At 63.1% G+C, this 20,558-nt stretch carries 21 protein-coding genes; 13 read left to right on the top strand and 8 right to left on the bottom strand.

Translation table 11 applies throughout. The annotated features are described in order from the left end of the window. Positions 1-78: 78 nt before the first annotated feature. Positions 79-1,011, top strand: a complete 933-nt coding sequence (locus VL52_RS14030) for a LysR family transcriptional regulator (RefSeq protein WP_046157596.1) — start codon at positions 79-81, stop codon at positions 1,009-1,011. Between the two features lie 67 nt (positions 1,012-1,078). Here VL52_RS14030 and hflX read toward each other — a convergent pair whose 3' ends face one another. Then, a complete protein-coding gene (gene hflX / locus VL52_RS14025; protein WP_046157595.1) occupies positions 1,079-2,467 on the bottom strand; it encodes a GTPase HflX in 1,389 nt (462 codons plus the stop codon). A gap of 157 nt (positions 2,468-2,624) precedes the next feature. Here hflX and VL52_RS14020 point away from each other — a divergent pair, with 157 nt between their 5' ends. Next, positions 2,625-3,887 carry a DEAD/DEAH box helicase gene (locus VL52_RS14020; RefSeq protein WP_200896021.1) on the top strand — a complete coding sequence of 421 codons (1,263 nt, stop codon included), beginning with the start codon at positions 2,625-2,627 and terminating at the stop codon, positions 3,885-3,887. A gap of 63 nt (positions 3,888-3,950) precedes the next feature. On the opposite strand, the gene VL52_RS14015 is transcribed toward VL52_RS14020, so the two are convergent. Together VL52_RS14015 and VL52_RS14010 are read right to left on the bottom strand one after the other, a co-directional pair. Further along, entirely contained in the window at positions 3,951-4,199 is a 249-nt protein-coding gene (locus tag VL52_RS14015; RefSeq protein ID WP_046157594.1) for a helix-turn-helix domain-containing protein, read from the bottom strand. Between the two features lie 13 nt (positions 4,200-4,212). Further along, positions 4,213-4,773, bottom strand: a complete 561-nt coding sequence (locus VL52_RS14010) for a DUF2975 domain-containing protein (protein WP_046157593.1) — start codon at positions 4,771-4,773, stop codon at positions 4,213-4,215. Positions 4,774-5,160: 387 nt separating this feature from the next. On the opposite strand from VL52_RS14010, the gene VL52_RS14005 reads away from it, so the two are divergent. Then, positions 5,161-6,870 carry an ABC transporter ATP-binding protein/permease gene (locus tag VL52_RS14005; RefSeq protein ID WP_160298944.1) on the top strand — a complete coding sequence of 570 codons (1,710 nt, stop codon included), beginning with the start codon at positions 5,161-5,163 and terminating at the stop codon, positions 6,868-6,870. A gap of 12 nt (positions 6,871-6,882) precedes the next feature. Here the strand turns inward: VL52_RS14005 and VL52_RS14000 are convergent, their stop codons facing one another. Together VL52_RS14000 and VL52_RS13995 are read right to left on the bottom strand one after the other, a co-directional pair. Further along, positions 6,883-7,311 (bottom strand): DUF1801 domain-containing protein, encoded by a 429-nt coding sequence (locus VL52_RS14000; RefSeq protein WP_046157592.1) that lies wholly within the window; start codon positions 7,309-7,311, stop codon positions 6,883-6,885. A gap of 173 nt (positions 7,312-7,484) precedes the next feature. After that, complete coding sequence (locus tag VL52_RS13995; RefSeq protein WP_046157591.1) at positions 7,485-8,516, bottom strand: patatin-like phospholipase family protein; 1,032 nt, start codon at positions 8,514-8,516, stop codon at positions 7,485-7,487. 293 nt (positions 8,517-8,809) lie between these two features. On the opposite strand from VL52_RS13995, the gene VL52_RS13990 reads away from it, so the two are divergent. The 6 genes from VL52_RS13990 to VL52_RS13965 are packed head-to-tail and all read left to right on the top strand — an operon-like array spanning position 8,810 to position 14,748. Continuing rightward, positions 8,810-9,298 carry a MarR family winged helix-turn-helix transcriptional regulator gene (locus VL52_RS13990; protein ID WP_046157590.1) on the top strand — a complete coding sequence of 163 codons (489 nt, stop codon included), beginning with the start codon at positions 8,810-8,812 and terminating at the stop codon, positions 9,296-9,298. After that, entirely contained in the window at positions 9,279-11,309 is a 2,031-nt protein-coding gene (locus VL52_RS13985; protein ID WP_046157589.1) for an FUSC family protein, read from the top strand. The genes VL52_RS13990 and VL52_RS13985 overlap by 20 nt, the downstream gene beginning before the upstream one ends. Continuing rightward, on the top strand, positions 11,306-11,506 hold the full coding sequence (locus VL52_RS13980) for a DUF1656 domain-containing protein (RefSeq protein ID WP_046157588.1): 201 nt from the start codon (positions 11,306-11,308) through the stop codon (positions 11,504-11,506). The genes VL52_RS13985 and VL52_RS13980 overlap by 4 nt, the downstream gene beginning before the upstream one ends. Before the next feature lie 4 nt (positions 11,507-11,510). Next, positions 11,511-12,386: an efflux RND transporter periplasmic adaptor subunit gene (locus tag VL52_RS13975; protein WP_046157587.1), complete on the top strand. Its 876-nt coding sequence runs from the start codon at positions 11,511-11,513 to the stop codon at positions 12,384-12,386. Continuing rightward, positions 12,383-13,804, top strand: coding sequence for an efflux transporter outer membrane subunit (locus VL52_RS13970; protein WP_046157586.1), 1,422 nt, complete (start codon positions 12,383-12,385; stop codon positions 13,802-13,804). Before VL52_RS13975 ends, VL52_RS13970 begins: the two co-directional genes overlap by 4 nt. After that, a complete protein-coding gene (locus VL52_RS13965) occupies positions 13,801-14,748 on the top strand; it encodes an alpha/beta hydrolase (RefSeq protein ID WP_082113753.1) in 948 nt (315 codons plus the stop codon). The genes VL52_RS13970 and VL52_RS13965 overlap by 4 nt, the downstream gene beginning before the upstream one ends. On the opposite strand, the gene VL52_RS13960 is transcribed toward VL52_RS13965, so the two are convergent. Continuing rightward, a complete protein-coding gene (locus VL52_RS13960; protein WP_046157585.1) occupies positions 14,745-15,107 on the bottom strand; it encodes a YkgJ family cysteine cluster protein in 363 nt (120 codons plus the stop codon). The two genes, VL52_RS13965 and VL52_RS13960, sit on opposite strands and share 4 nt — an antisense overlap. 98 nt (positions 15,108-15,205) lie before the next feature. After that, the gene (locus tag VL52_RS13955) at positions 15,206-16,453 is read right to left on the bottom strand and encodes a TIGR03862 family flavoprotein (RefSeq protein WP_046157638.1); all 1,248 of its coding nucleotides are present in this window, start codon (positions 16,451-16,453) and stop codon (positions 15,206-15,208) included. Between the two features lie 238 nt (positions 16,454-16,691). On the opposite strand from VL52_RS13955, the gene VL52_RS13950 reads away from it, so the two are divergent. The 4 genes from VL52_RS13950 to VL52_RS24045 all read left to right on the top strand — a co-directional run bounded on the left by VL52_RS13950 (position 16,692) and on the right by VL52_RS24045 (position 20,201). Next, positions 16,692-17,318: a hypothetical protein gene (locus VL52_RS13950; RefSeq protein ID WP_046157584.1), complete on the top strand. Its 627-nt coding sequence runs from the start codon at positions 16,692-16,694 to the stop codon at positions 17,316-17,318. Then, a complete protein-coding gene (locus VL52_RS24060; protein WP_082113751.1) occupies positions 17,281-18,948 on the top strand; it encodes a recombinase family protein in 1,668 nt (555 codons plus the stop codon). The genes VL52_RS13950 and VL52_RS24060 overlap by 38 nt, the downstream gene beginning before the upstream one ends. Positions 18,949-19,384: 436 nt before the next feature. Further along, a complete protein-coding gene (locus VL52_RS24050) occupies positions 19,385-19,789 on the top strand; it encodes a hypothetical protein (protein ID WP_082113750.1) in 405 nt (134 codons plus the stop codon). 103 nt (positions 19,790-19,892) lie between these two features. Further along, positions 19,893-20,201 (top strand): H-NS histone family protein, encoded by a 309-nt coding sequence (locus VL52_RS24045; protein ID WP_082113749.1) that lies wholly within the window; start codon positions 19,893-19,895, stop codon positions 20,199-20,201. A 173-nt stretch (positions 20,202-20,374) separates the two neighbouring features. On the opposite strand, the gene VL52_RS25400 is transcribed toward VL52_RS24045, so the two are convergent. Beyond that, a partial coding sequence (locus VL52_RS25400; RefSeq protein ID WP_235429301.1) for a hypothetical protein occupies positions 20,375-20,558 on the bottom strand: 184 nt, incomplete at its 5' end.

The following is a 20,558-nucleotide window of genomic DNA, read 5'->3' as shown; positions in this document are numbered from 1 at the left end:
GAATGGACGCAGTGTGCCCGCTTTACTTTTGCGGAAAAACCAGCTTATAAACGAAACTCTTTTGAAAAAAAATCAATAATGAAAATCACGCTGGACGAACTCCAGGCCTTCGCCACCGTGGTGGACACCGGCTCCATCACCGCCGCTGCCCAGCAACTGGACCTGACCGTATCGGCGACCAGCCGCTCGCTGGCCCGGCTGGAAGAGAAGCTGAAAACCACGCTGCTGCGCCGGACCACGCGCCGGCTGGAACTGACCGAGGAAGGCCGGGCCTTTCTGCACAGCGCGCGGGCCATCATCGATTCGGTCGACAGCGCGGAAGAACAAATGCTGGCGCGGCGCGAACAGCCGTCCGGACGGCTGCGGGTGGACGCCGCCACGCCGTTCATGCTGCACGTGATCGTGCCGCTGGTGCGCGGCTATCGCGAACGCTATCCGCAGGTGGAACTGGAGCTGAACAGCAACGAAGGCATCATCGATCTGCTGGAGCGGCGCACCGACGTGGCGATCCGGATCGGCCAGTTGAAGGATTCGACGCTGCACAGCCGCCTGATCGGCCGCAGCCGGCTGCGCATCCTGGCCAGCCCGGCCTATCTGGAAGCCCGCGGCCAGCCACAGAGTGTAGAAGAATTGGGCAAACATGCCCTGCTGGGCTTCAATCAGCCCGAGACGCTGAATGTCTGGCCGCTGCTGGACACAGACGGCGAGGCTTATCGGATAGAACCGGCGGTGCGGACCTCCAGCGGCGAAACGCTGAGGCAGCTGGCGCTGGAAGGCGCGGGCATCGTCTGCCTGTCGGACTTCATGACCGAGCGGGACCGCGAGTCCGGCCGCCTGGTGCAAATCCTCGCCCCCGACACCCTGGACATGCGCCAGCCGGTCCAGGCCGTCTATTACCGCAACACCGCGGTGTCGTCGCGAATCGCGTCCTTCATCGACTACCTGGTCGAGGCGTTGGGCGGCAAGCTTCCCGAACGGCGGCCCGCGGAGTGGGCAGCTGCCGCGAAATGAAAAAAGCCTTCCCGGTCGGGAAGGCTTTTCGCTTGCGCTGCCGCTACGCGGCAGGCGTCGGGAGCCATCAAACCTCCCAGTATTCCTTCTCCCTGCCCTGCGAGCCGGGATTAAGCTGCTCGCGCAGGCTGCGCAGCTTTTCCGGCTCGCCGCGCACGCGGAAGCGGCTGCCCTCTTCATCGGCATGCTCTTCTAGCACCTGGCAGTGGCTGTAGATCTCGCCGCGCAGCTGCTGGGCGGACCACGGCAACAGCAGCTCGTCCTCCACCAGATCCTGCTGGAAGAAGGAGACGATGGCCGCGCGCAGGCTGGACACATCATCCGGACGAAGCGCGCTCATCACCACGCAGCCTGGGTAGCGCTGTTGCAATTCCGCCGTCCAGGCGGCCTGCGCGGCCTCGTCGCCGACATGATCAATCTTGTTGAACACGCGGATGCGCGGCAGCTCGTCGGCGCCGATTTCCTTCAGCACTTCGTCGGTCACTTCCAGCTGGCGCAGGAAACCCGGATCGCTGGCATCGATGGCATGCAGCAGCAACGAGGCGTCCAGCGCCTCTTCCAGCGTGGACTTGAATGACGCCACCAGGCCGTGGGGCAGGTTCTTGATGAAGCCGACGGTATCGCTGACCAGCACCCGCGGCACGCTTTCCGGATACAAAACCCGCACCGTGGTATCCAGCGTGGCGAACAGTTTGTTGGCCACCAGCACCTCGCTGCCGGTCAGCGCCCGCATCAGCGTGGATTTGCCGGCGTTGGTGTAGCCCACCAGCGACACCCCGCCCAGGCCCATGCCCTGCCTCTCCAGGCGGCGCGCGCGCTGGGTCTTGCGCTCCAGCTCCATCGCGACGATTTCGCGCTGCAGCTCGGCGATGCGGTCGCGCACCTTGCGGCGGTCCAGCTCGGTGTGCGATTCGCCGGAACCGCGGCCGCCCATGCCGCTGCGCTGCCGGCCTTGCGGGCCAGCCAGCTTGGCGGCCTCGCGCAGGCGCGGCGCCATGTAGCCGAGACGGGCGATCTCCACCTGGGCGCGCGCCGCGCGCGAGCGGGCGTTGCGGTGGAAGATCTCCAGGATGACCATGGTGCGGTCCATCACCTCGCAGCCAACGGCCAGCTCCAGATTGCGCATCTGCGACGGCGAGATTTCATGGTCCACCAGCACCGCGTCGATTTCGACCACGCTGGCGTCCAGCGCCTGCGGTTCGTCTTCCAGTTCGTCGCCGCGGATGCCGCGTTTGACGAACATGCTGATTTCTTCGAGCTTGCCCACGCCCATGTAGGCGGTGCGGTCGAAGCTGCTGCGCTTTTGCACAAAGGTCTGCACCACCTGGAAGCCCAGGGTCTTGGCCAGCTCGCTCAGTTCGGTGAGCGAGGCCTCGAACTCGACATCGCTGACTTCAGGCAACTGCACCGAGGCCACAATGGCGTAGCGGGGCTTCTCTTTGACTTCTGTTTGCATCTACGGATGGCTTTATTTGGGATGAAGAGTCCAGATAGTACTCGCAAACGGCGTTTTCCGCTGGCAAGTCGCGCTTCTTTCTTGACCGGAGGGCCGACGCGGCCGATACTCGTGCCGCTTAGGGTCCCGCCCCTTTATTCAATAGCCGTAATCATTCATGCCATTCGCTTCCCTGGGCCTGCAGCCCGATCTGGTCCAGTCCGCTCTCGAGCAAGGCTATATCCAGCCCACCGCCATCCAGAGCGCCGCCATTCCCGCCATCCTGCAAGGCGGCGACCTGCTGGCCACCGCTCAAACCGGCTCCGGCAAGACCGCGGCCTTTTGCCTGCCGCTGCTGCAGCGATGGCTGGCCAAACCTCGCGGCATACTGCGCCAGCCCCAGGCGCTGATCCTGCTGCCCACCCGCGAACTGGCGGCCCAGGTCGGCGAGATTCTGCGCGACCTGGCGCAGGCCCTGCCGCGCAAGCTGAAAGTGGCCGTGGTCTACGGCGGCGTGTCCATCAATCCGCAAATGATGGCGCTGCGCGGCGGTGCCGACATCGTGGTGGCCACGCCTGGACGCTTGCTCGACCTGCTGGACCACAACGCGCTGCGGCTTTCCGCCGTCAAGACGCTGGTGCTGGACGAGGCCGACCGCCTGCTGGACCTGGGCTTCGCCGACGAGCTGGGCAGCGTGCTGGACCGGTTGCCGCCGACACGGCAGAACCTGCTGTTCTCCGCCACCTTCCCGCCCGCGGTGCGCGCGCTGGCGGAAAAGCTGCTGAACCAGCCGCTGCGGATAGACATCGAGCAAACCGCCGCCACCGCGCCGGACATCCTCCAGCGCGCCATCGAGGTGGATGCCGACAAGCGCACCCTGCTGCTGCGCCATCTGCTGGCGGCAAACCATTGGGATCGGGTATTGGTATTCGTCGCCAGCCGGCAGGCGGCCGACCGGGTGGCGGACAAGCTGCATCGCAACGGCGTGCCCGCCGCCGCCCTGCACGGCGATTGCAGCCAAAGCCAGCGCGGCCAAGTGTTGGCCGACCTCAAATCGGGCCGCTTGCGGGTGCTGGTGGCCACCGATGTGGCGGCGCGCGGCATCGACATCGCCCGGCTGCCGCTGGTGGTGAACTACGACCTGCCGCGCTCGCCGGTGGACTACACCCACCGCATCGGCCGCACCGGCCGGGCCGGCGCCCGCGGCGAAGCCATCAGCTTCGTCAGCGCCGACTGCGCCGCCCACTTTAGGCTGATCGAAAAACGCCAGCAGCTGCGGCTGACGCGCGAACGGATAGACGGCTTCGAACCGACCGAGGCCGCCGCCCCGGCCGCCTCGATGACGGACCCCGACGGCAACGGCGGCATCAAGGGCAAACGCAAGAGCAAGAAGGATAAGCTGCGCGAAGCCGCCGCCCGGCAACAGGCAGGCGACGACTAAGGCAAGCCAGGGCGGCCGCTCCGCAAATGGAGCGGGCGCGGCCGCGCCGCGGCTTCCCCCAGGCTAAAACGCGGCCTCGTCGCCTAGCCCCGCCTCCTCGCCCGGAGCAGGCGGAATGTACTCCAGCAAATCGCCGGGCTGGCAATTCAGATGCCGGCAAATCGCCTCCAGCGTCGAGAAACGAAAACCCTTGATCTTGCCCTGCTTCAGCAGCGACAGATTCTGCTCGGTGATGCCTATGGCGTGGGCCAGATCCTTGGATTTCACTTTGCGCTGAACGAGAAGCACGTCCAGGTTGATTTTTATCGGCACGGGGCGCTTTCTGTCAGAGGAATTGCTTGTTCTCGCGCGCCAGGGCTACGCCCTCTTGCTGAATGCGCGCAATCACCATCACCACCGCTGCGATGAACAAGCTTTCCAGATTGCCGGTGTCCAGGCCAAAGGTCAGCTGGCGGTGCCCCGCCGGCTGCATCATGGTCAGCCACAAGCCCATCAGCGGCTGAACGAGAATATCGGCCAGCACCCAGAACGCGATGCGGGAGCCCACCTTCGCCAGCAAGGACGCGGAACGCTCGGAAAAATATTCGGCCTGCGCGTAAAACCGGAACAAGCGGCGCAGCGCGTTCAGCCCCTGGGCCAAGACCAGCAGCGGGAGGCAGGATATTACTGCACCGCCCAGCCGTTGCCAAAGCGGCAAGACCGTCATGTCGAAGTGGCGCAGGCCATAAAAGCCATTGTGATCATCGAAAGAAATAGTCAAACCAGCATCCAGAATCGCTTTGGGAAACAGCCAGAGCAAGAGATGGAACATCAGCATCGCGCAGATGCCCAGAAAGGTGACGCAGGCCATGACGGCGCAATAACGGCTTAGTCGCGGAGAATTCATCGGTGTCCTTTGCTTGTCTCGAAACGGCGCGCATGCGGCGCCATCTCATGAAATCAGTCACACACACTCAAGTAGCGGGATCATTTATTATTGTCAAACGATAATTTATTGTTGCGCAAGTTTAACAACAACCCCTGTGGCGCGGCTGTCACACCTCACCTCACAATCTTGCCCCAACGCGAAACGCCAAGACGCAGACCCAGCCTGCCCTTGCTGCTGATTTTCCTTCAAGCGGCCAAAAATTCATTCATTACAATCAATAATTATTGTTTTACGATGATTAATTTTCACATTACAGTCATTTATTCGTGCGAGTGGCAACACCATCTCGCGGTCCGAGAATGATGCGGGGAGCCATGCCCCCGGATGGCAAGAATGAGGTTTGGCATGAATGAGCAACAACTGCGGGGCGGATCGGACAACAGCCTGATCGCCAAGTTTCTGGCGCTGGCGGGTCCGTACTGGCGCTCAGAGGAAAAATGGATGGCCTGGACGCTGCTGCTGGCCATCGTCGTCTTGAACGTCGCCATGGTGTATTGCAATGTATGGCTCAACCAGTGGAACGGCGACTTCTTCAATGCCCTGCAGCAGCGCGACTGGAACAGTTTCCAGAGTTTGATCGGCGAGTTCGCCGCGCTGGCCTTCAGCTTCATCGGCTGCGCGGTGCTGATGTCTTACCTGACCTCGGCGCTCAATCTGCGCTGGCGGCGATGGCTGACCGATTTTTATCTTGGGCAATGGCTGAATGGCCGCGCCTACTGCCTGCTGGAGCTCAAATCCTATGGCACCGACAACCCGGACCAGCACATCGCCGAGGATCTGAAAGCCTTTGCCGCCACGTCGCTGAATCTGGGCTTCGATCTGATCCGCAACCTGACGACTCTGGCCTGCTTCATCGGCATCCTCTGGCATTTGTCGGGGCCGCTGGCTTTGTCCTTGTTCGGCTGGCAGGCGAGCGTTTCCGGCTATCTGGTCTGGGCCGCGCTGGGATACGCGCTGCTGGGCAGCTGGCTGATGCATGTCCTGGGACGCAGACTGTCCCGCATCAATATGGAAGGCGAGCGGCGCGAAGCGGACTTCCGCTATGCCGCGGTCAGGCTGCGCGAGCATGCGCAAGCGGTGGCGTTGAGCGGCGGAGAGGAATTCGAGCGCAAGGCCCTCAACCGCCGCTTCCAGGACATCTGCGCCAACTGGCGGCAAATGATAGCCGCGGAATGGCGGCTGACGGGCGCCCGCTCCGCCTATTCCCAGCTCGCCGTGATCTTCCCCATGCTGGCCTGCGCGCCGCGCTACTTTTCCGGCACGCTCGCGCTGGGCGGCCTGATGCAGGTCATTTCGGCGTTTGGCCAGGTCCAGGGCGCGCTGAGCTGGATGGTGAACGCCTACGAGGGCTTGGCCTCATGGAAGGCCAATATCGAGCGCCTGGCCTCGTTCCAGGCTGCGACGGCGCGGGCGCGGCATGAGCTGGCGCACAGCCGGATCGCGCGCTCGGAGTCGGAGGGAGACGATATCCGGCTATGCAAGCTCTCCGTATCGCTACCTGATGGACAGCCGCTGCTGGAGGGCCTGGACCTGCACGCCTCCGGCGGGGAGCGGATCGCGCTCAAGGGCGCGTCCGGCAGCGGGAAAAGCACCTTGCTGCAAGTGCTGGCCGGCATCTGGCCATGGGGAGGGGGCCATGCCGCGCTGCCGGCGAAAAAAATGATGTTCTTGCCGCAACGGCCGTATCTGCCGCTGGGCACCTTGCGGGAGGCCATCAACTACCCCGCGGCTGCCGACGCGTTTTCCCTGGCTGAACAGGAGTTTGTGCTGGCGCGGTGCCGGCTGGCGCATCTGACGCCGCAGCTGGACGATTACGGCAATTGGTCGGCCAGGCTCTCGCCCGGCGAGCAGCAACGACTGGCTCTGGCCAGGGCCCTGCTGCACAAGCCGAGCTGGCTGCTGCTGGATGAAGCGACCTCGGCATTGGACCCGCACAACCAAAGGCATTGCTACCAGCAGTTGCGCAGCGAACTGCCGGATTGCGCGGTGATCAGCGTCTCCCACCGACCCGAAGTGGACGCTTACCATGATAGGGTCTGGCGGATAGATGGATGAACCCGCGCGCCGTCAGCCCGAACTGCGCCCGGTCTTTCCGGATTTGGATTTCGCCGCGGAAAGATTGAGCGCGACCGCGGCGAGGATCAGCGCCTTGAACGCATCCGCGTCTATCGCGTCCCCTTCGCGGATATCGATGGCGCGCCTGGCGTTGCCGTCCAGGCTGGCGTTGAAAAGCCTGGACGGATCATCCAGCGAAGCGCCTTTGAGAAAGGTCAGCTTGACCGCCGACTGGTAGGATTCGCCGGTGCAGATGATCCCGGCATGCGCCCAAACCGGCGTGCCCATCCACTTCCATTCCTCGACGACATCCGGGTCCGCCTCCCGGATAAGCTGGCGCATCCGACTTAACGCCTCTCCGCGCCAGCCGCCGAGCTCCGCGATTCTTTCATCTATTCGTCGGGCCGCCGGCAGGGCCTCGGTTGAAACCGCTTTCTGCATTGCCTCCTCCGCTCAAGAAAACGCCATGACCCCATATGCCAGGCCCGGCCTGCCGCTTCGCTTGTTCATGGAAGACGGCCCCGTGAATTCCGGACTCGGACGGGCATCCATGCCAGCGACACCTTCCGCCGGACTGACCGCGCAGCCGCGGATATCGCGCCCGCCGGCAAGAGTCAGGGCTGAAGAAACAGGCCGTTGATGTCCACGCTGGCGCTGCGGCCCACTTTTCCGCCATGTTCCGCCATCCAGGCTTGCGCCGCCTGGCGCCCTTCGTCCCGCAACCAGGCCAGGAACGGGCCGTAGGTCAGCGCCCGGCTAGACGAGTCGAGTTCGGCCAGCAAATCATGGGCTTCCACCAGATGGAAGCGCGTGGCAAGCAGATGGCGCTCCAGGCGGCCGCGCAGATAAGCAGGCGCATCCGCCATTTCCCGCAGCAAGGCGAACAGGCGCATCTCGCGCAGGAAGGCGCTGTTGAAACCCAGCAGCATCGCCCGACGCTGGATCTCGTCGGCGGTGCGCGGGGTATCTCCATGGATCATAGGCGACAGCAACACCAGCAGGATGTCGTCGCTGCGGCAAAACTTGAATAGCGGAAAGATCGCCGGATTGGCGGCAAAACCGCCATCCCAATACGGCTCCCCTTCTATCATCACCGCCTGCTGCAGTGATGGCAGACAGGCCGAGGCCAGCAAGGCGTCCGCGGACAAGTCTGCATTGCGGAACAACTTCAGCCGCCCGCTGTTGGCATGCGTTGCCGCCACGAACAATTGCACCGGCGAAGCCTGCCGAATGCGCTCGAAATCGAACAGCGAAACGATGATGTCGCGCAACGGGTTGTAATCCAGCGGATTGAGCTGGTACGGAGAGAACCATTGGGACAGCTGCAACACCATTTTCAGGCTGGGGGACACGGTGGAATCCATGCTGAAAGGCAGGGGCCGGGCCATTTCTCCCGGCAGGCTCTCCCCCACCCTGCGCCAGAACGCCGCCAGCGCCTCCCGGGCGGCATCCGGCCCGCCAAGGCACAGGCCATGCGCGACGGCCACCGCGTTCATCGCCCCGGCGCTGGTGCCGCTCAAACCGTCGAAACGATAGCGGCCCGCCTCCAGCAGCGCGTCCAGCACGCCCCAGGTGAACGCCCCATGCGCGCCGCCGCCCTGAAGCGCCAAACTCAGCGACGGCTTGCCTTCCATACGCCGGAACATAGCCGCTCCAATGATGTTGCATCGCACAAATATGGCACGGCGGCTTGCCATTAACAAGTTGCGTTTGCATGAATGCGGTGTGCCGCACTTGCCATTCAGCCTATCAATGGAGGCATGCGTGGCATCGGAAGACCCGGCCATCCGCGCAAGCGCGTGGCCAGCTCTCCTTACCTTTTCCAGGCAAGCGCTTGTCCGCTCCGCCAAATTAGTTAGTTTGCTAATTAATAAAATAGCCGCTACAATCCATTTACATCACGACTATCCCCATCCGGCCTGCCGGCCGGCAAATATCCATGGAAGACATCGATCTGTTACGCCTGAGGCTGACCAGCAGCCTGCGCCCGATGGGCGTGCTGTGGCGGCATATCGCGCAGGAAGCGCTGACGGTTCATGGCATCTCGGTATCCGGCGGCTCCGCGCTGCTGTTCATCGGGCGGCTGGGCGAAGGCGTCAGCCACAGCGCGCTGGCCGAGGAGCTGGGCATGGAGCCCGCCTCCCTTGTTCGCATCGTAGACCAGTTGAGCCAGGCCGGTCTGCTGCGGCGGGAACAGGGGCAGCATGACCGCCGGGTGAAAACGCTGTGGTTCACCGAGGCCGGCCGCGAAGTCACCCGCAAGATAGAGACCGAGCTGGTGGCGCTGCGCTCGCGCGTGCTGGCGCCGCTCAGCCAGGCCGATCTGGAAGCCGCGCTGCGGGTGTTCCACGCGCTGGAGCAGGCGGCGCAAACCCGGCCTCCCGACGACCCCATGCTGGACAAACGCCATGATCGCGCTGCCCGCTAAACGCGACTGGCTATTCTCGGCCCGCACCTTCGCCGCCGCGATGCTGGCGCTGTACATCGCGCTGGCGCTGGGCCTGCCCCGGCCAAGCTGGGCGATGGGCACCGTCTACATCGTGTCCCACCCGCTGATCGGCGCCACCCGCTCCAAGGCGGTGTACCGCGTGTTCGGCACCTTGCTCGGCGCGGCCGCCGCGGTATGCGTGGTGCCGCCGCTGGCCAACCAGCCGGTGCTGCTGAGCCTGGTGGTGGCGCTGTGGTCCGGCGCCCTGCTCTACCTGTCCATGCTGGACCACACGCCGCGCCACTACCTGCTGCGGCTGCCGGCCTACACCATGCCGCTGATCGCGCTGTCGGCGGTGTACGCGCCGGAGAACGTGTTCGACATCGCCGTCGCCCGCAGCGAGGAAATCGTCCTCGGCATCGTCTGCGCCAGCGTGGCGGCGGCGCTGGTGCTGCCCACCCGCGTGTCAGCGGTGCTGAGTCCGCGCGTGGACGGCTGGCTCAAGGACGCCGCCGCCTGGGCGACCGACACGCTGGGCAGCGCCCCCCAGCCGCCGTCGGCGGGCCGCAACCGGCTGGCGGCCGACCTGCTGGCCTTCGACCAACTGCTCACTCACCTCTCCTACGACGCCACCAGCCGCAACGCCGAGCGCACCGCGGGCGAGCTACGCGCGCGGATGAGCATGCTGCCGCCGCTGTTGTCGTCGCTTTCCGAGTTGCTGGCGGTGCTGCGCAAGACGCCCGGCGGCGTGCCCCCGGACTTGCTCCAGTTGATGGGAGACACCTCCAATTGGCTAAGCTACCCGGCCGACAACCCATGGTTTCTGAGCCAGGCGCGCGCGCTGCGCCGCCAGCTGGGCGCGCCGCCTCCGGACGGCGGCTGGCCGTCTTTGCTGGAAGGCACGGTGCGGATGCGGCTGAAATCGCTGGTCAATCTGTGGCAGGACTGCCTGACGCTGCGCGCGCTGATCTCGCGCGGGCTGCCGCTGTGGGACTGGAAACCCGCCTACCGCCGCTGGGAAGTGGGCGTGAAGGCCCGCCACTACGATTACGGCCTGCTCGGCTTCGCCGCCGGCACCGCCGCGCTGGGCATCTTCCTGGGCTGCCTGGCCTGGATCGCGCTGGGCTGGCAGGACGGCGCCAACGCGGTGATCCTGGGCACGGTGGCCTGCTGCCTGTTCGGCTCGATGGACGAGCCTGCGCCGATGCTGCGCACGCTGTTCATCGTCAACACCATCTGCACCATGCTGGCCGGCCTGCTGCTGTTCGCCGTGCTGCCGGCGGTGCACGAATTCGAGATGCTGGCGTTGTGCCTGGCCCCGCCCTTCCTGTTGGGCGGCGCGCTGATGAACCAGGCGCGCTTCGGCCCGGTGGCGATGCTGCTGGTGGTATTCACCGCCAATTTGATCGGGCTGCAGCAAAGCTATAACGCCGACTTCCAGTCTTTCCTCAACAGCAATCTGGCCGGCGCGGCCGGGATCTTGTTCGCGCTGGTCTGGACGCTGACTACCCGTCCCTTCGGCGCCGAGCTGACGTTGCGCCGCCTGATCCGCTCCAACTGGCGCGATCTGGCGCATAACGCCGCCGGCCGCCACGGCGGCGACTACGCGCGGCTGACGGCGCTGATGCTGGACCGGCTGTCGCTGCTGGCGCCGCGCCTGGCAGCCGATGGCGCGGATCCGTCCGCCGGCTTCCGCGAATTGCGGGTGGGCTTCAGCGCGCTGGACCTGCAGCGCGATGAGCACCGCCTGGCCGGCGCCGCCCACCAGGCGGTGGACTCGGCGCTGCAGGGCGTCAGCGAGCACTTTCGCGCCTGCGCCGACGCCGATCGCTACCTCGACGCGCCGGATGCGCTGCTGGGCCGGCTGGACGCGGCCATCGCCCTCACCCTGGCCGACCCCGCGCCGGCCGCGCGCGAGGCGCGCAACGCGCTGGTGGAAATGCGCGTGTCGCTGTTCCCCGATGCCGAAGGCTGCCAGCCGGCATCGACCGTTCCAGGAGCCCAGCCATGATAGGCGAAGTCAATTTCTACGGGGTGTACTTCCCCAGCCTGCTGGTGATGATGGTGATCGCCTTCGCCGCCAGCAGCCTGCTGCGCCGCGCGCTGGCCCGACTGGGCCTGTACCGCGTGGTGTGGCACCGCTCCCTCTTCAATTTCGCGCTTTACCTGATCGTGCTGGGCGGCACGATCGCGCTGTTTCACAGGTGACATCATGAACAACCGCATTCGCAAAGCCGGGTCCATGCTGCTAACCCTGGCCACCGTCGCCGTCGCCATCGTGGTGGTGCGGCATATCTGGATCTACTACACCGACGCGCCGTGGACCCGCGACGGCCATATCGCCGCCGACGTGGTGCAGGTGGCCCCGGACGTGTCCGGGTTGATCACCGAAGTGAAAGTCTCGGACAACCAGCTGGTCAAGAAGGGCCAGGTGCTGTTCGTGGTGGACCGCGCGCATTACGAACTGGCGCTGCGCCAGGCCGAAGCCGCCCTCGCCGCGCAGCGCGCCACGCTGGCCCAGGCCCGCCGCGAGGCCTCGCGCAACCACTCGCTGACCGACCTGGTGGCCACCGAGGCCCGCGAGGAAGGCGACGCCAAGGTGCAGCTGGGCGAAGCCACGCTGGCCGCCGCCGAGGCCGCCGCCGGCCTCGCCCGGCTGAATATGGAGCGCACCGTGGTGAAAAGCCCGGTGGACGGTTACCTGAGCGACCGCACGCCGCGCGCCGGCGATTACGCCGCCAGCGGCCACGCGGTGCTGTCCGTCGTCGACTCCCGCTCCTTCCACGTCGACGGCTATTTCGAAGAAACCAAGCTGGGCGGCGTGGAGCTGAACCAGCCGGTGGACATCCAGATCATGGGCGAATCGCGCAAGCTGCGCGGCCACGTGCAGAGCATCGCCGCCGGCATCGAAAACCGCGACCGCAGCAACGGCGCCTCGCTGCTGCCCAACGTCAACCCCACCTTCAACTGGGTCCGGCTGGCGCAGCGCATCCCGGTGCGCATCGCGCTGGACGAAGTGCCGGCCAATTTCCGGCTGATCGCCGGCCGCACCGCCACCGTATCGGTGCGCCAGGGAGGCCGTTCATGAAAGCCGCGCTGAAGCTGACCGGGCTGGCCTTGGCCGGCGCGCTGGCCGGCTGCGCCGCCGTCGGCCCGGACTACCGCCAGCCTTCGCAGGCCGCGCTGGGCAAGCCCGCCGTCAACGCCGCCTTCCAGTCGGCCAACAATGCGGCCTTCGCCCAGCAGCCGGTTCCCGCCGGCTGGTGGCGGCTGTACGACGACGCCAGGCTGGACAGCCTGGTGGCAGAAGCGCTGAGCGCCAACGCCGACATTCGCGCCGCCGCGGCCAATCTGCGCAAGGCGATGGCGGTGGAAGCCTCGGTCAACGCCGAGCGCGATCCCCACGCCAGCGTGTCCGCCACCGTTCAGCGCGCGCAAGACTCCGGCGAGGCGTATTTGATCGAGAAAAAACTGCCGGTGGCCAATGTCGGAGACGGCGGCCTGCAGATAGGCTACGAGATCGACCTGTTCGGCAAGCTGGCCCGCGCCGAGGAAGCCGCCCGCGCCGGCACCCAGGCCACCGAGGCGGCGATGGACCTGGCGCGGACCACGGTGGCGGCGGAAACCGTGCGCGCCTATGTCCAGGGCTGCGCGGCCGGACACCAGCTGGCGGTGGCCAAGCGCGAGCTGGAGCTGCAGAACCGCGGCGTGGCGGTGGCCAAGCGGATGCAGTCCGCCGGCCGCGGCCGCGCCACCGACGTGGAGCGCGCCCAGGCCCAGGCCGACATCCAGCGCGCCGCGCTGCCCCGCCTGCAAGCAGAGCAGGACGCCGCCCGCTTCCGCCTGGCCGCGCTGCTGGGCAAGGCCCCGGCCGAGCTGCCCGCCGCCGCCTGCTCGGCGCTGCCCCAGTTGAAGCAGCCACTGCCTGTCGGCGACGGCGCGGCGCTGCTCAAGCGCCGCCCGGACGTGCGCGAGGCGGAGCGCAAGCTCGCCGCCGCCACCGCCCGCATCGGCGTGGCCACCGCCCAGCTCTACCCCAGCGTCAGCCTGGGCGCGTCGGCCGGCTTCACCGGCCTGCTGGAGCATGTGGGCGAAGACCGCACCCAGCGCTGGAGCCTGGGGCCCCTGATCAGCTGGACCATCCCCGATAGCGGCGCCCGTGCCCGGGTGAAGGCTGCCGAAGCGGACGCCGACGCGGCGCTCGCCCACTTCGACGGCGTGGTGCTGAACGCGCTGCGCGAGACGGAAACCGCTTTGACCTTTTACGCCAGGGACCTGGAGCGCAACGCCGACTTGCGCTCGGCGCGCGACAACGCCCGCGCCGCCGCGCACGACAACCGCCGCCTGTACGCGGCCGGACGCGCGTCCTACCTGGCCAGCCTGGACGCGGATCGCGCGCTGGCCGGCAACGAATCGGCGCTGGCCGCGTCGGACGCGCAACTGGCGCTGGATCAGGTCAGCCTGTTTCTGGCGCTGGGCGGCGGCTGGGAGCAGACGCCGCGTTGAATCCCGCAATCGAACAGAACGACAATATGAAACAGGAAGTGATTTTTCTCAGCGAAGACCTGGAGCTGGTCGGCCATCTGTACCGCCCCGCCGACTACCAGCCGGAGAAGCGCTACCCGGCCATCGTGGTCAGCCACCCGTTCACCGGCGTCAAGGAACAGGTGGCGGGGCGCTACGCCGAGCGGCTGGCGCAGGACGGCTATCTCGCGCTGGCGTTCGACACCGCCTACCAGGGCGAGAGCGAAGGCCTGCCGCGCCATCTGGAAACGCCCCATTCGCGCGCGGAAGGGATCAAATCGGCGGTCAGCTACCTGTCCAACCTGCCCGATGTCGATGCCGAGCGCATCGGCGCGCTGGGCATCGCCGCCGGCGGCGGCTACGCGGTGTTCACCGCTCGCACCGAACCGCGCATCCAGGCCGTGGCCACCGTCAACGCCGTCTGCCAAGGCAGCCTGCTGCGCGACGGGCTGAACGGCAGCCGCTCGCCCGAACAGTTGCAAAGCCTGCTCGCCGCCGCGGCCGAAGACCGCACCGCCCAAGACCGCGGCGAAGCTGCCGCCACCCGGAGTGCGCTGGCGGAAACGGCGCAGGCGGCGGCCGAACCGCCGCAGCGCCTGCTGCGCGAGGCTTACGACTACTACCGCACGCCGCGCGGCCATCATCCCAACGCGGAAAACCGCTTCGTGGTGTCCGGCCTAGACGCGCTGGCCGGCTTCGATGCCTTCGCCCGCATCGACATGCTCGCCCCGCGGCCGCTGCTGATGATAGCCGGCGCCGACGCTGACACCCGCTACTTCAGCGAGCAAGCCATCGCCGCCGCCGCGGAGCCGAAAGAGCTGTGCCTGATCGCCTGGGCCTCGCACTTCGACCTGTACGACCGCGAACCGTGCGTGGCGGCCGCCGCGGCCAAGCTGAAAGCCTTTTTCGACCGGAGCCTGCCCTAGCCCGCCAACAGCGGCTCGGCCTCGTTGGCCGCCGCCGGCGCCTCCCACAGCGCCGGCAGACCGTGGATGGCGCGCGCCTTCAGGCATTGCGCCGAGCCGGCCTCCACCTCGCGGCAGGGGCTGGGCCGCAGCGGATAGACACCGCAACCGACGCTGTCGCCCACCTCGCCCTGCAAGGCGGCGCAGCGCGGGCTGGCGGACCAGGTGCCGCGCATGCAGCGGGTCCAGTCGTTGAGTTTTTCGGTGAGATGGCCGGGAACCGGGCCGCCGCCGTCATCGGCCTCGGCCCAGTAGAAAGAAACGCGGAAACTGGCGCAGCACGCGCCGCAGGATTGGCAGGGATTGCTTTTTTCACTCATGGCAAGCAAGAAAAACAGGTTGCGGATCGCGCCCGGGATGGGCGAATAAAATGCGATCCGGGTATTCTGTCAGGCCTGCCTGCCGCCCTCAAGTAAAACTATTTTGACGCCTGCCGTTCCAGCCAGCCGGCGATGCCCAGCCCGGCCGCGCGGCCGCTGGCGAAACAGGCGGTCAGCAAGTAGCCGCCGGTCGGCGCTTCCCAATCCAGCATCTCCCCGGCGCAGAACACGCCGGGCAGCGCGGCCAGCATCTGCCGCTCGTCCAATGCGGAGAAGCTGACGCCGCCGGCGGTGCTGATCGCCTCGTCGATGGGCCGCGCCGCAGTCACGGTCACGGGCAAACGCTTGATCGCGGCGGCCAGCCGCGCCGGGTTCTGGAAACTTTCCTTGTCCAGGCATTCGCGCAGGATGCCGGCGCGCGCGCCCTTCAGGTTCAGCCGGCTCTGCAGATGGCTGGACAAGGAGCGCGAGCCTCGCGGATGCGAAACCTCGGCCAGCACCCGCGCCTCGTCCCAGGCCGGGATCAGGTCCAGATGGCAGGTGGCGGAGCCTGCGCGGGCGATCTCGTCGCGCAGCAGCGCCGAGCAGGCGTAGATCAGGCTGCCCTCGATGCCGCTCCTAGTGATTACGCATTCGCCGACGCGCTTGAATTCGCGGCCGTCGCCGCCCTGAAAAGCCAGGCCGACGGACTTCAGCGGCTCGCCGGCGAACTTGTCGGCGAAGAAATCGCTCCAGCCGGCATCGAAGCCGCAGTTGGACGGCTGCAGCGGCGCGGTGGCCACGCCCTTTGCCTCCAGCCACGGCATCCAGCGGCCATCCGAACCCAGCTTCTTCCAGCTGCCGCCGCCCAAGGCCAGCAGCGTCGCGTCTGCGCGCACAGCCAGTTCGCCGTCCGGCGTGTCGAATTGCAGGCTGCCGTCGGCGTTCCAGCCCTGCCAGCGGTGGCGCACATGGATGCGCGCGCCAGCCTCGCGCAACCGGCTGAGCCAGGCGCGCAGCAGCGGCGCGGCCTTCATTTCCTTGGGAAACACCCGGCCGGAGCTGCCGACGAAAGTTTCCACCCCCAGGCCATGCACCCAGGCGCGCAGCGCGTCGGCGTCGAAACCCTTCAGCAGCGGCTCGATCTGCTCCGCGCGGTCGCCGTAACGGCCGACAAAGGCTGGATAGGCTTCGGAATGGGTGATGTTGAGGCCGCCGATGCCGGCCAGCAGGAATTTGCGGCCCACCGACGGCATCGCGTCGTACACGTCCACCGCATAGCCGCGCGCCGCCAGCACCTCCGCCGCCATCAGGCCCGCCGGGCCGCCGCCTATGATGGCGACGCCGCGCCTTGTGCTGTCATTCATGCCCATTCCTTGTATTCCTGTCCCGTTTTCACCATAGCCGTGGCGGCAAGGGCGCGATTGTTGCAGAAATCGGCCGTCAACCCAAGCGCAAGCGTTTTCCGGGCAATGTTTGATCCAGGCCAGAAGTCCGGTTCCCGTTCTCCAGCAGAATCCATACGGCATAGCCAGGACTGTCCGCAATCCGGCCGACAATAACGACGCCACACACAGGAGACGGGGCCCACCACCCCGAAACGCGATGAGAAAATTTTCCGATTGGCCGATCTGGCTGCGCCTGACCGGCGCGATCTGGACCTGCCTGGTGCTGGCCTGGGGCGGGCTGATCGCCTGGGAAACCCAGGCCAGCCGCGAGATCGCCGTCGAGCAGGCCAAGGACCTGGCCCACAGCATGAACGAAATGACCCTGGCCGGCCTGACCGGCATGATGATCACCGGCACCGTCGGCCAGCGCGACGTGTTCCTGGACCAGATCCGCGAGCTGTCGGCGGTGCGCGACCTGCGCGTGATACGCGGCGACGCGGTCAGCAAGCAGTTCGGCCCCGGCAGCGCCGGCGACAAGGCCCGGCCGGGCGACGAAACCGAGCGCGCCGCGCTGCGGGACGGCAAGCCCCACATCCAGATAGAGTCCACCCCGCAATTGGGCGAACACCTGCGCGTGGTCTACCCGGCGCTGGCTTCCGCCAACTACCTGGGCAAGAACTGCCTGGCCTGCCATCAGGTGGCGGACAAGACGCCGCTGGGCGTGGTCAGCATGCGCATCTCGCTGGAAAACCCCAGCGATACTATAGGTGTACGCAATAACATAGCCTGTAGTAGAATATTTTCAAATGAAAAATTCAAAAGTTTACAGCTACTTACGATTTAGTGACCCTCGCCAAGCCACTGGCTCCTCCGCAGACAGACAAATTCAATATGCTACCCGATGGGCTGCCGAACACGGCCTAGTCCTTGATGACGCCCTGACCCTGCGAGACGAAGGACTAAGTGCCTATCACCAGCGTCACGTCAAACAAGGCGCTTTAGGGGCCTTTCTTGAAGCAATCAGCGCAGGACGCATTAGCGCAGGATCAGTCCTCATTGTTGAAGGCTTAGACCGCCTCAGTCGCGCAGAGCCTATCCTTGCCCAAGCTCAATTAGCCCAAATTATCAATGCTGGCATCACAGTTGTTACGGCGAGTGATGGTAAAGAATACAATCGTGAACTAATCAAAAATAATCCAATGGATTTAGTGTATAGCCTTCTCATTATGATTCGTGCCCACGAAGAGAGCGATACAAAATCTAAACGGATTAAAGCGGCCGTTAAAAGACAAGCCGAAGCTTGGATCGCCGGAACCTTCCGTGGGCGGATAGTCAATGGCCGAGACCCTCAATGGCTTGATTGGGATGGAGAAAAATGGATTCCCATCCCTGAACGGGTAGAAGCCTTCAAAATAGCTTTTCGTATGTATAAAGATGGATATGGGGCCAAGCCTATCTTCCAGCACCTATTCAAGCTTGGCTTGACAATGACTAATAAAGGGCTTCCCAATCACGCCAACTTTTACAGATCAATTCGCAATCCAGCACTTTACGGAACAAGGATATTAGAAGTTGGTGGGGAAAAATTTGAACTCAAGAATTATTACCCTGCAATTATCACAGAAGAAGAATATAACTCTCTTCAAACAGAGGCCGGTGGACGATTTAAATTCTCTCAAAACGGCGGGATAATTGGTGTCGTATCAGGACTTGGAATTCTACGATGCGGATATTGCGGCGCAGCTGCCGTAGTTAAAAATTATTTAAATAGAAAAAAAGAGTCAAATGGCAACATAAAAGACAGCCATCGACGATTAATGTGTTTGGGAGCCATAACGACCGGAATTCACAGCTGCCCAATGCCGGCTACATCATCCGTCGCCCCGGTAGAAAATGCAATAATGGAATACTGCAGCGACCAATTAAATCTACTATCACTGCAAAACGGTGAAGATCAATCGCTATCCATTCGCGCCAAGCTCAGCGATAAAAAAACTGAACTAATTAGCATTGAAAACAAAATTCAAAAAATTACCAATACCATACTTGAAAGCGAACTCAATGCGCCAAAATTTCTCATTAAAAAAGCAAGCGAGCTAGAAAGCCTGCAAGAACTCGCCAAAGATCAAATAGAGAAATTAGAAAATGAACTCGTTCTACTTAGTCAAAATCTAATAGAACCAGCACTTGCCGAAACATGGGCAGGATTAACTGATGGCGTCAAAAATCTTGAGAATGAATCAAGGATTTCGGCAAGAAAATTAATCTCTGATACATTTGAGAAAATAATCGTCTACACCAATAGCATCAACCCACCGGCTCGAATTTCAAAAACAAGGAAATTTTCGACAATTGATTTAGTTCTAATCCCCAAAAGGGGAAATTCTCGGACATTGCGAGTAAATCGTCTTACAGGAAAATGGGTAACGGGAGAAGACTTATTATCCACACACCAAACTTTACAGAAAAGCTAATTTAGATTAGTATTCATCCCAACGGTGGCACGCAGAAAGTCACTCGTTTTCGAGGAGGCTAGTCGTTGCCATCCTAGATGAACGTGATGAAACTTTCCCAGCTGGCAACCATCCGAACTGATTTTCCTGAAGCACACTTTTGGATTATTAGACGGAGTTCAGCAGCGCATGTTGGCAAGCCGACCCGAGAGTTCAACCCTGAACATATCGGAATTCGGATCACTGCTTTAAATTTGCTCCTCCCTGATTACCTTTATTATGTAATGGTGCATATACATCATACTGAATATTGGAAGACACTAGCGACAGGGACGCTGGACTTGGTTAACATTCGGGTTTCTGACGTTCGCAATATCGAGCTGTCACCGACGTAAGCCCCAAAAGTCCCGAGCCGAAAGGCTTGGGACTGGCTTCTTAAGTCAAGAGAGAAAAGGCCATGAAGATTCCATTGCCTAGCATTGCCGATCAACAGCAATTCATCAATGAACAAGCCACTCGCCAGGCCATCGCAACGCTTGAAGAAAATTTAAAAGCACCAAAGCTACTGCCTCAAGATGAAATAGACGAAAGTCAATATAGTCGTGCTCACCTACTCCGCGAAGGGGAAGGATGGGAACCACCACACCATGATATTGTTTGCGCCTACTTCTCCCACTTTCAAAAGCATTTCCCGCAATTCAACTCGGACAATACTTTAGGTGAACTATTAGGAACCTCTGGCCACCGCATCCGTGAGTTCAAGCAAGGGCGAAAAATGCCCTATGGTATTTGGCGAAAGCTCTTAGTCATAACAGGTCGTGCTCCACAAGATGTTTTAAAAGTCCTTGGCCGCATGGGTTAAGCTCCGTGGCCCCATTGACTTAACCCAATCCCCCTTGACTTAATCCATTTCAGTTAGTTATATTACAGCCTGTAATTATCAAATCAATAATCAAGGAACATTAATGGACTTGTCTAAACTGGACTTCCCCGAGCTGGTTGCCCTGAAAACCGATGTAGAAGGCGAAATCAAGCGTCGTGAAGTGGAAGAAAAATCTAAGGCTAAGAAGCAAATTCTCGAACTCGCTCGCTCTTTTGGTTTGAGTGTTGAGGACGTGCTGAGCAGCAAGGCAGCCACTGTTCGCAAGCCCGTTGAAGCCAAATACCGTCATCCCGACGATAGCAATCTGACTTGGACCGGCAGAGGCCGTAAGCCGGCTTGGGTCCAAACTTGGATCGACAGCGGCAAAGCACTGGAAGCATTAGCCATCTAATTTCAGCCATCAAGAAAGCGCCTCACGGCGCTTTTTTTATTTCTGCCATACACCAAAGCAAATAATTTCTATGGTTGATTATACCTTATCGGATCATCGCTATTGCTTCCGCCTTATCCTCAAATTCAGCATGCCATATAACTAAACCTGTCCAAAAGGACAGTAACCCTTATTCACTCCCTTATCTGTAAAAGGGTTATCCTGCAGTCTTCCCATTCTGTTACAGCCCGAAAAGCGCCCGACGTCAGAGGCGCACTCATGGAACTGCCATGGATATAACCGCCCTGCTCGCCTCCTTCGCCTCCTCCTTTTCCCAAGCCAACCGCCATATCACCCTTGCCATCGCCAGCGACGCCA

The organism is Chromobacterium vaccinii, from assembly GCF_000971335.1.
GTDB lineage: Bacteria > Pseudomonadota > Gammaproteobacteria > Burkholderiales > Chromobacteriaceae > Chromobacterium > Chromobacterium vaccinii.
This window is presented reverse-complemented; position numbering and strand designations above follow the sequence as displayed.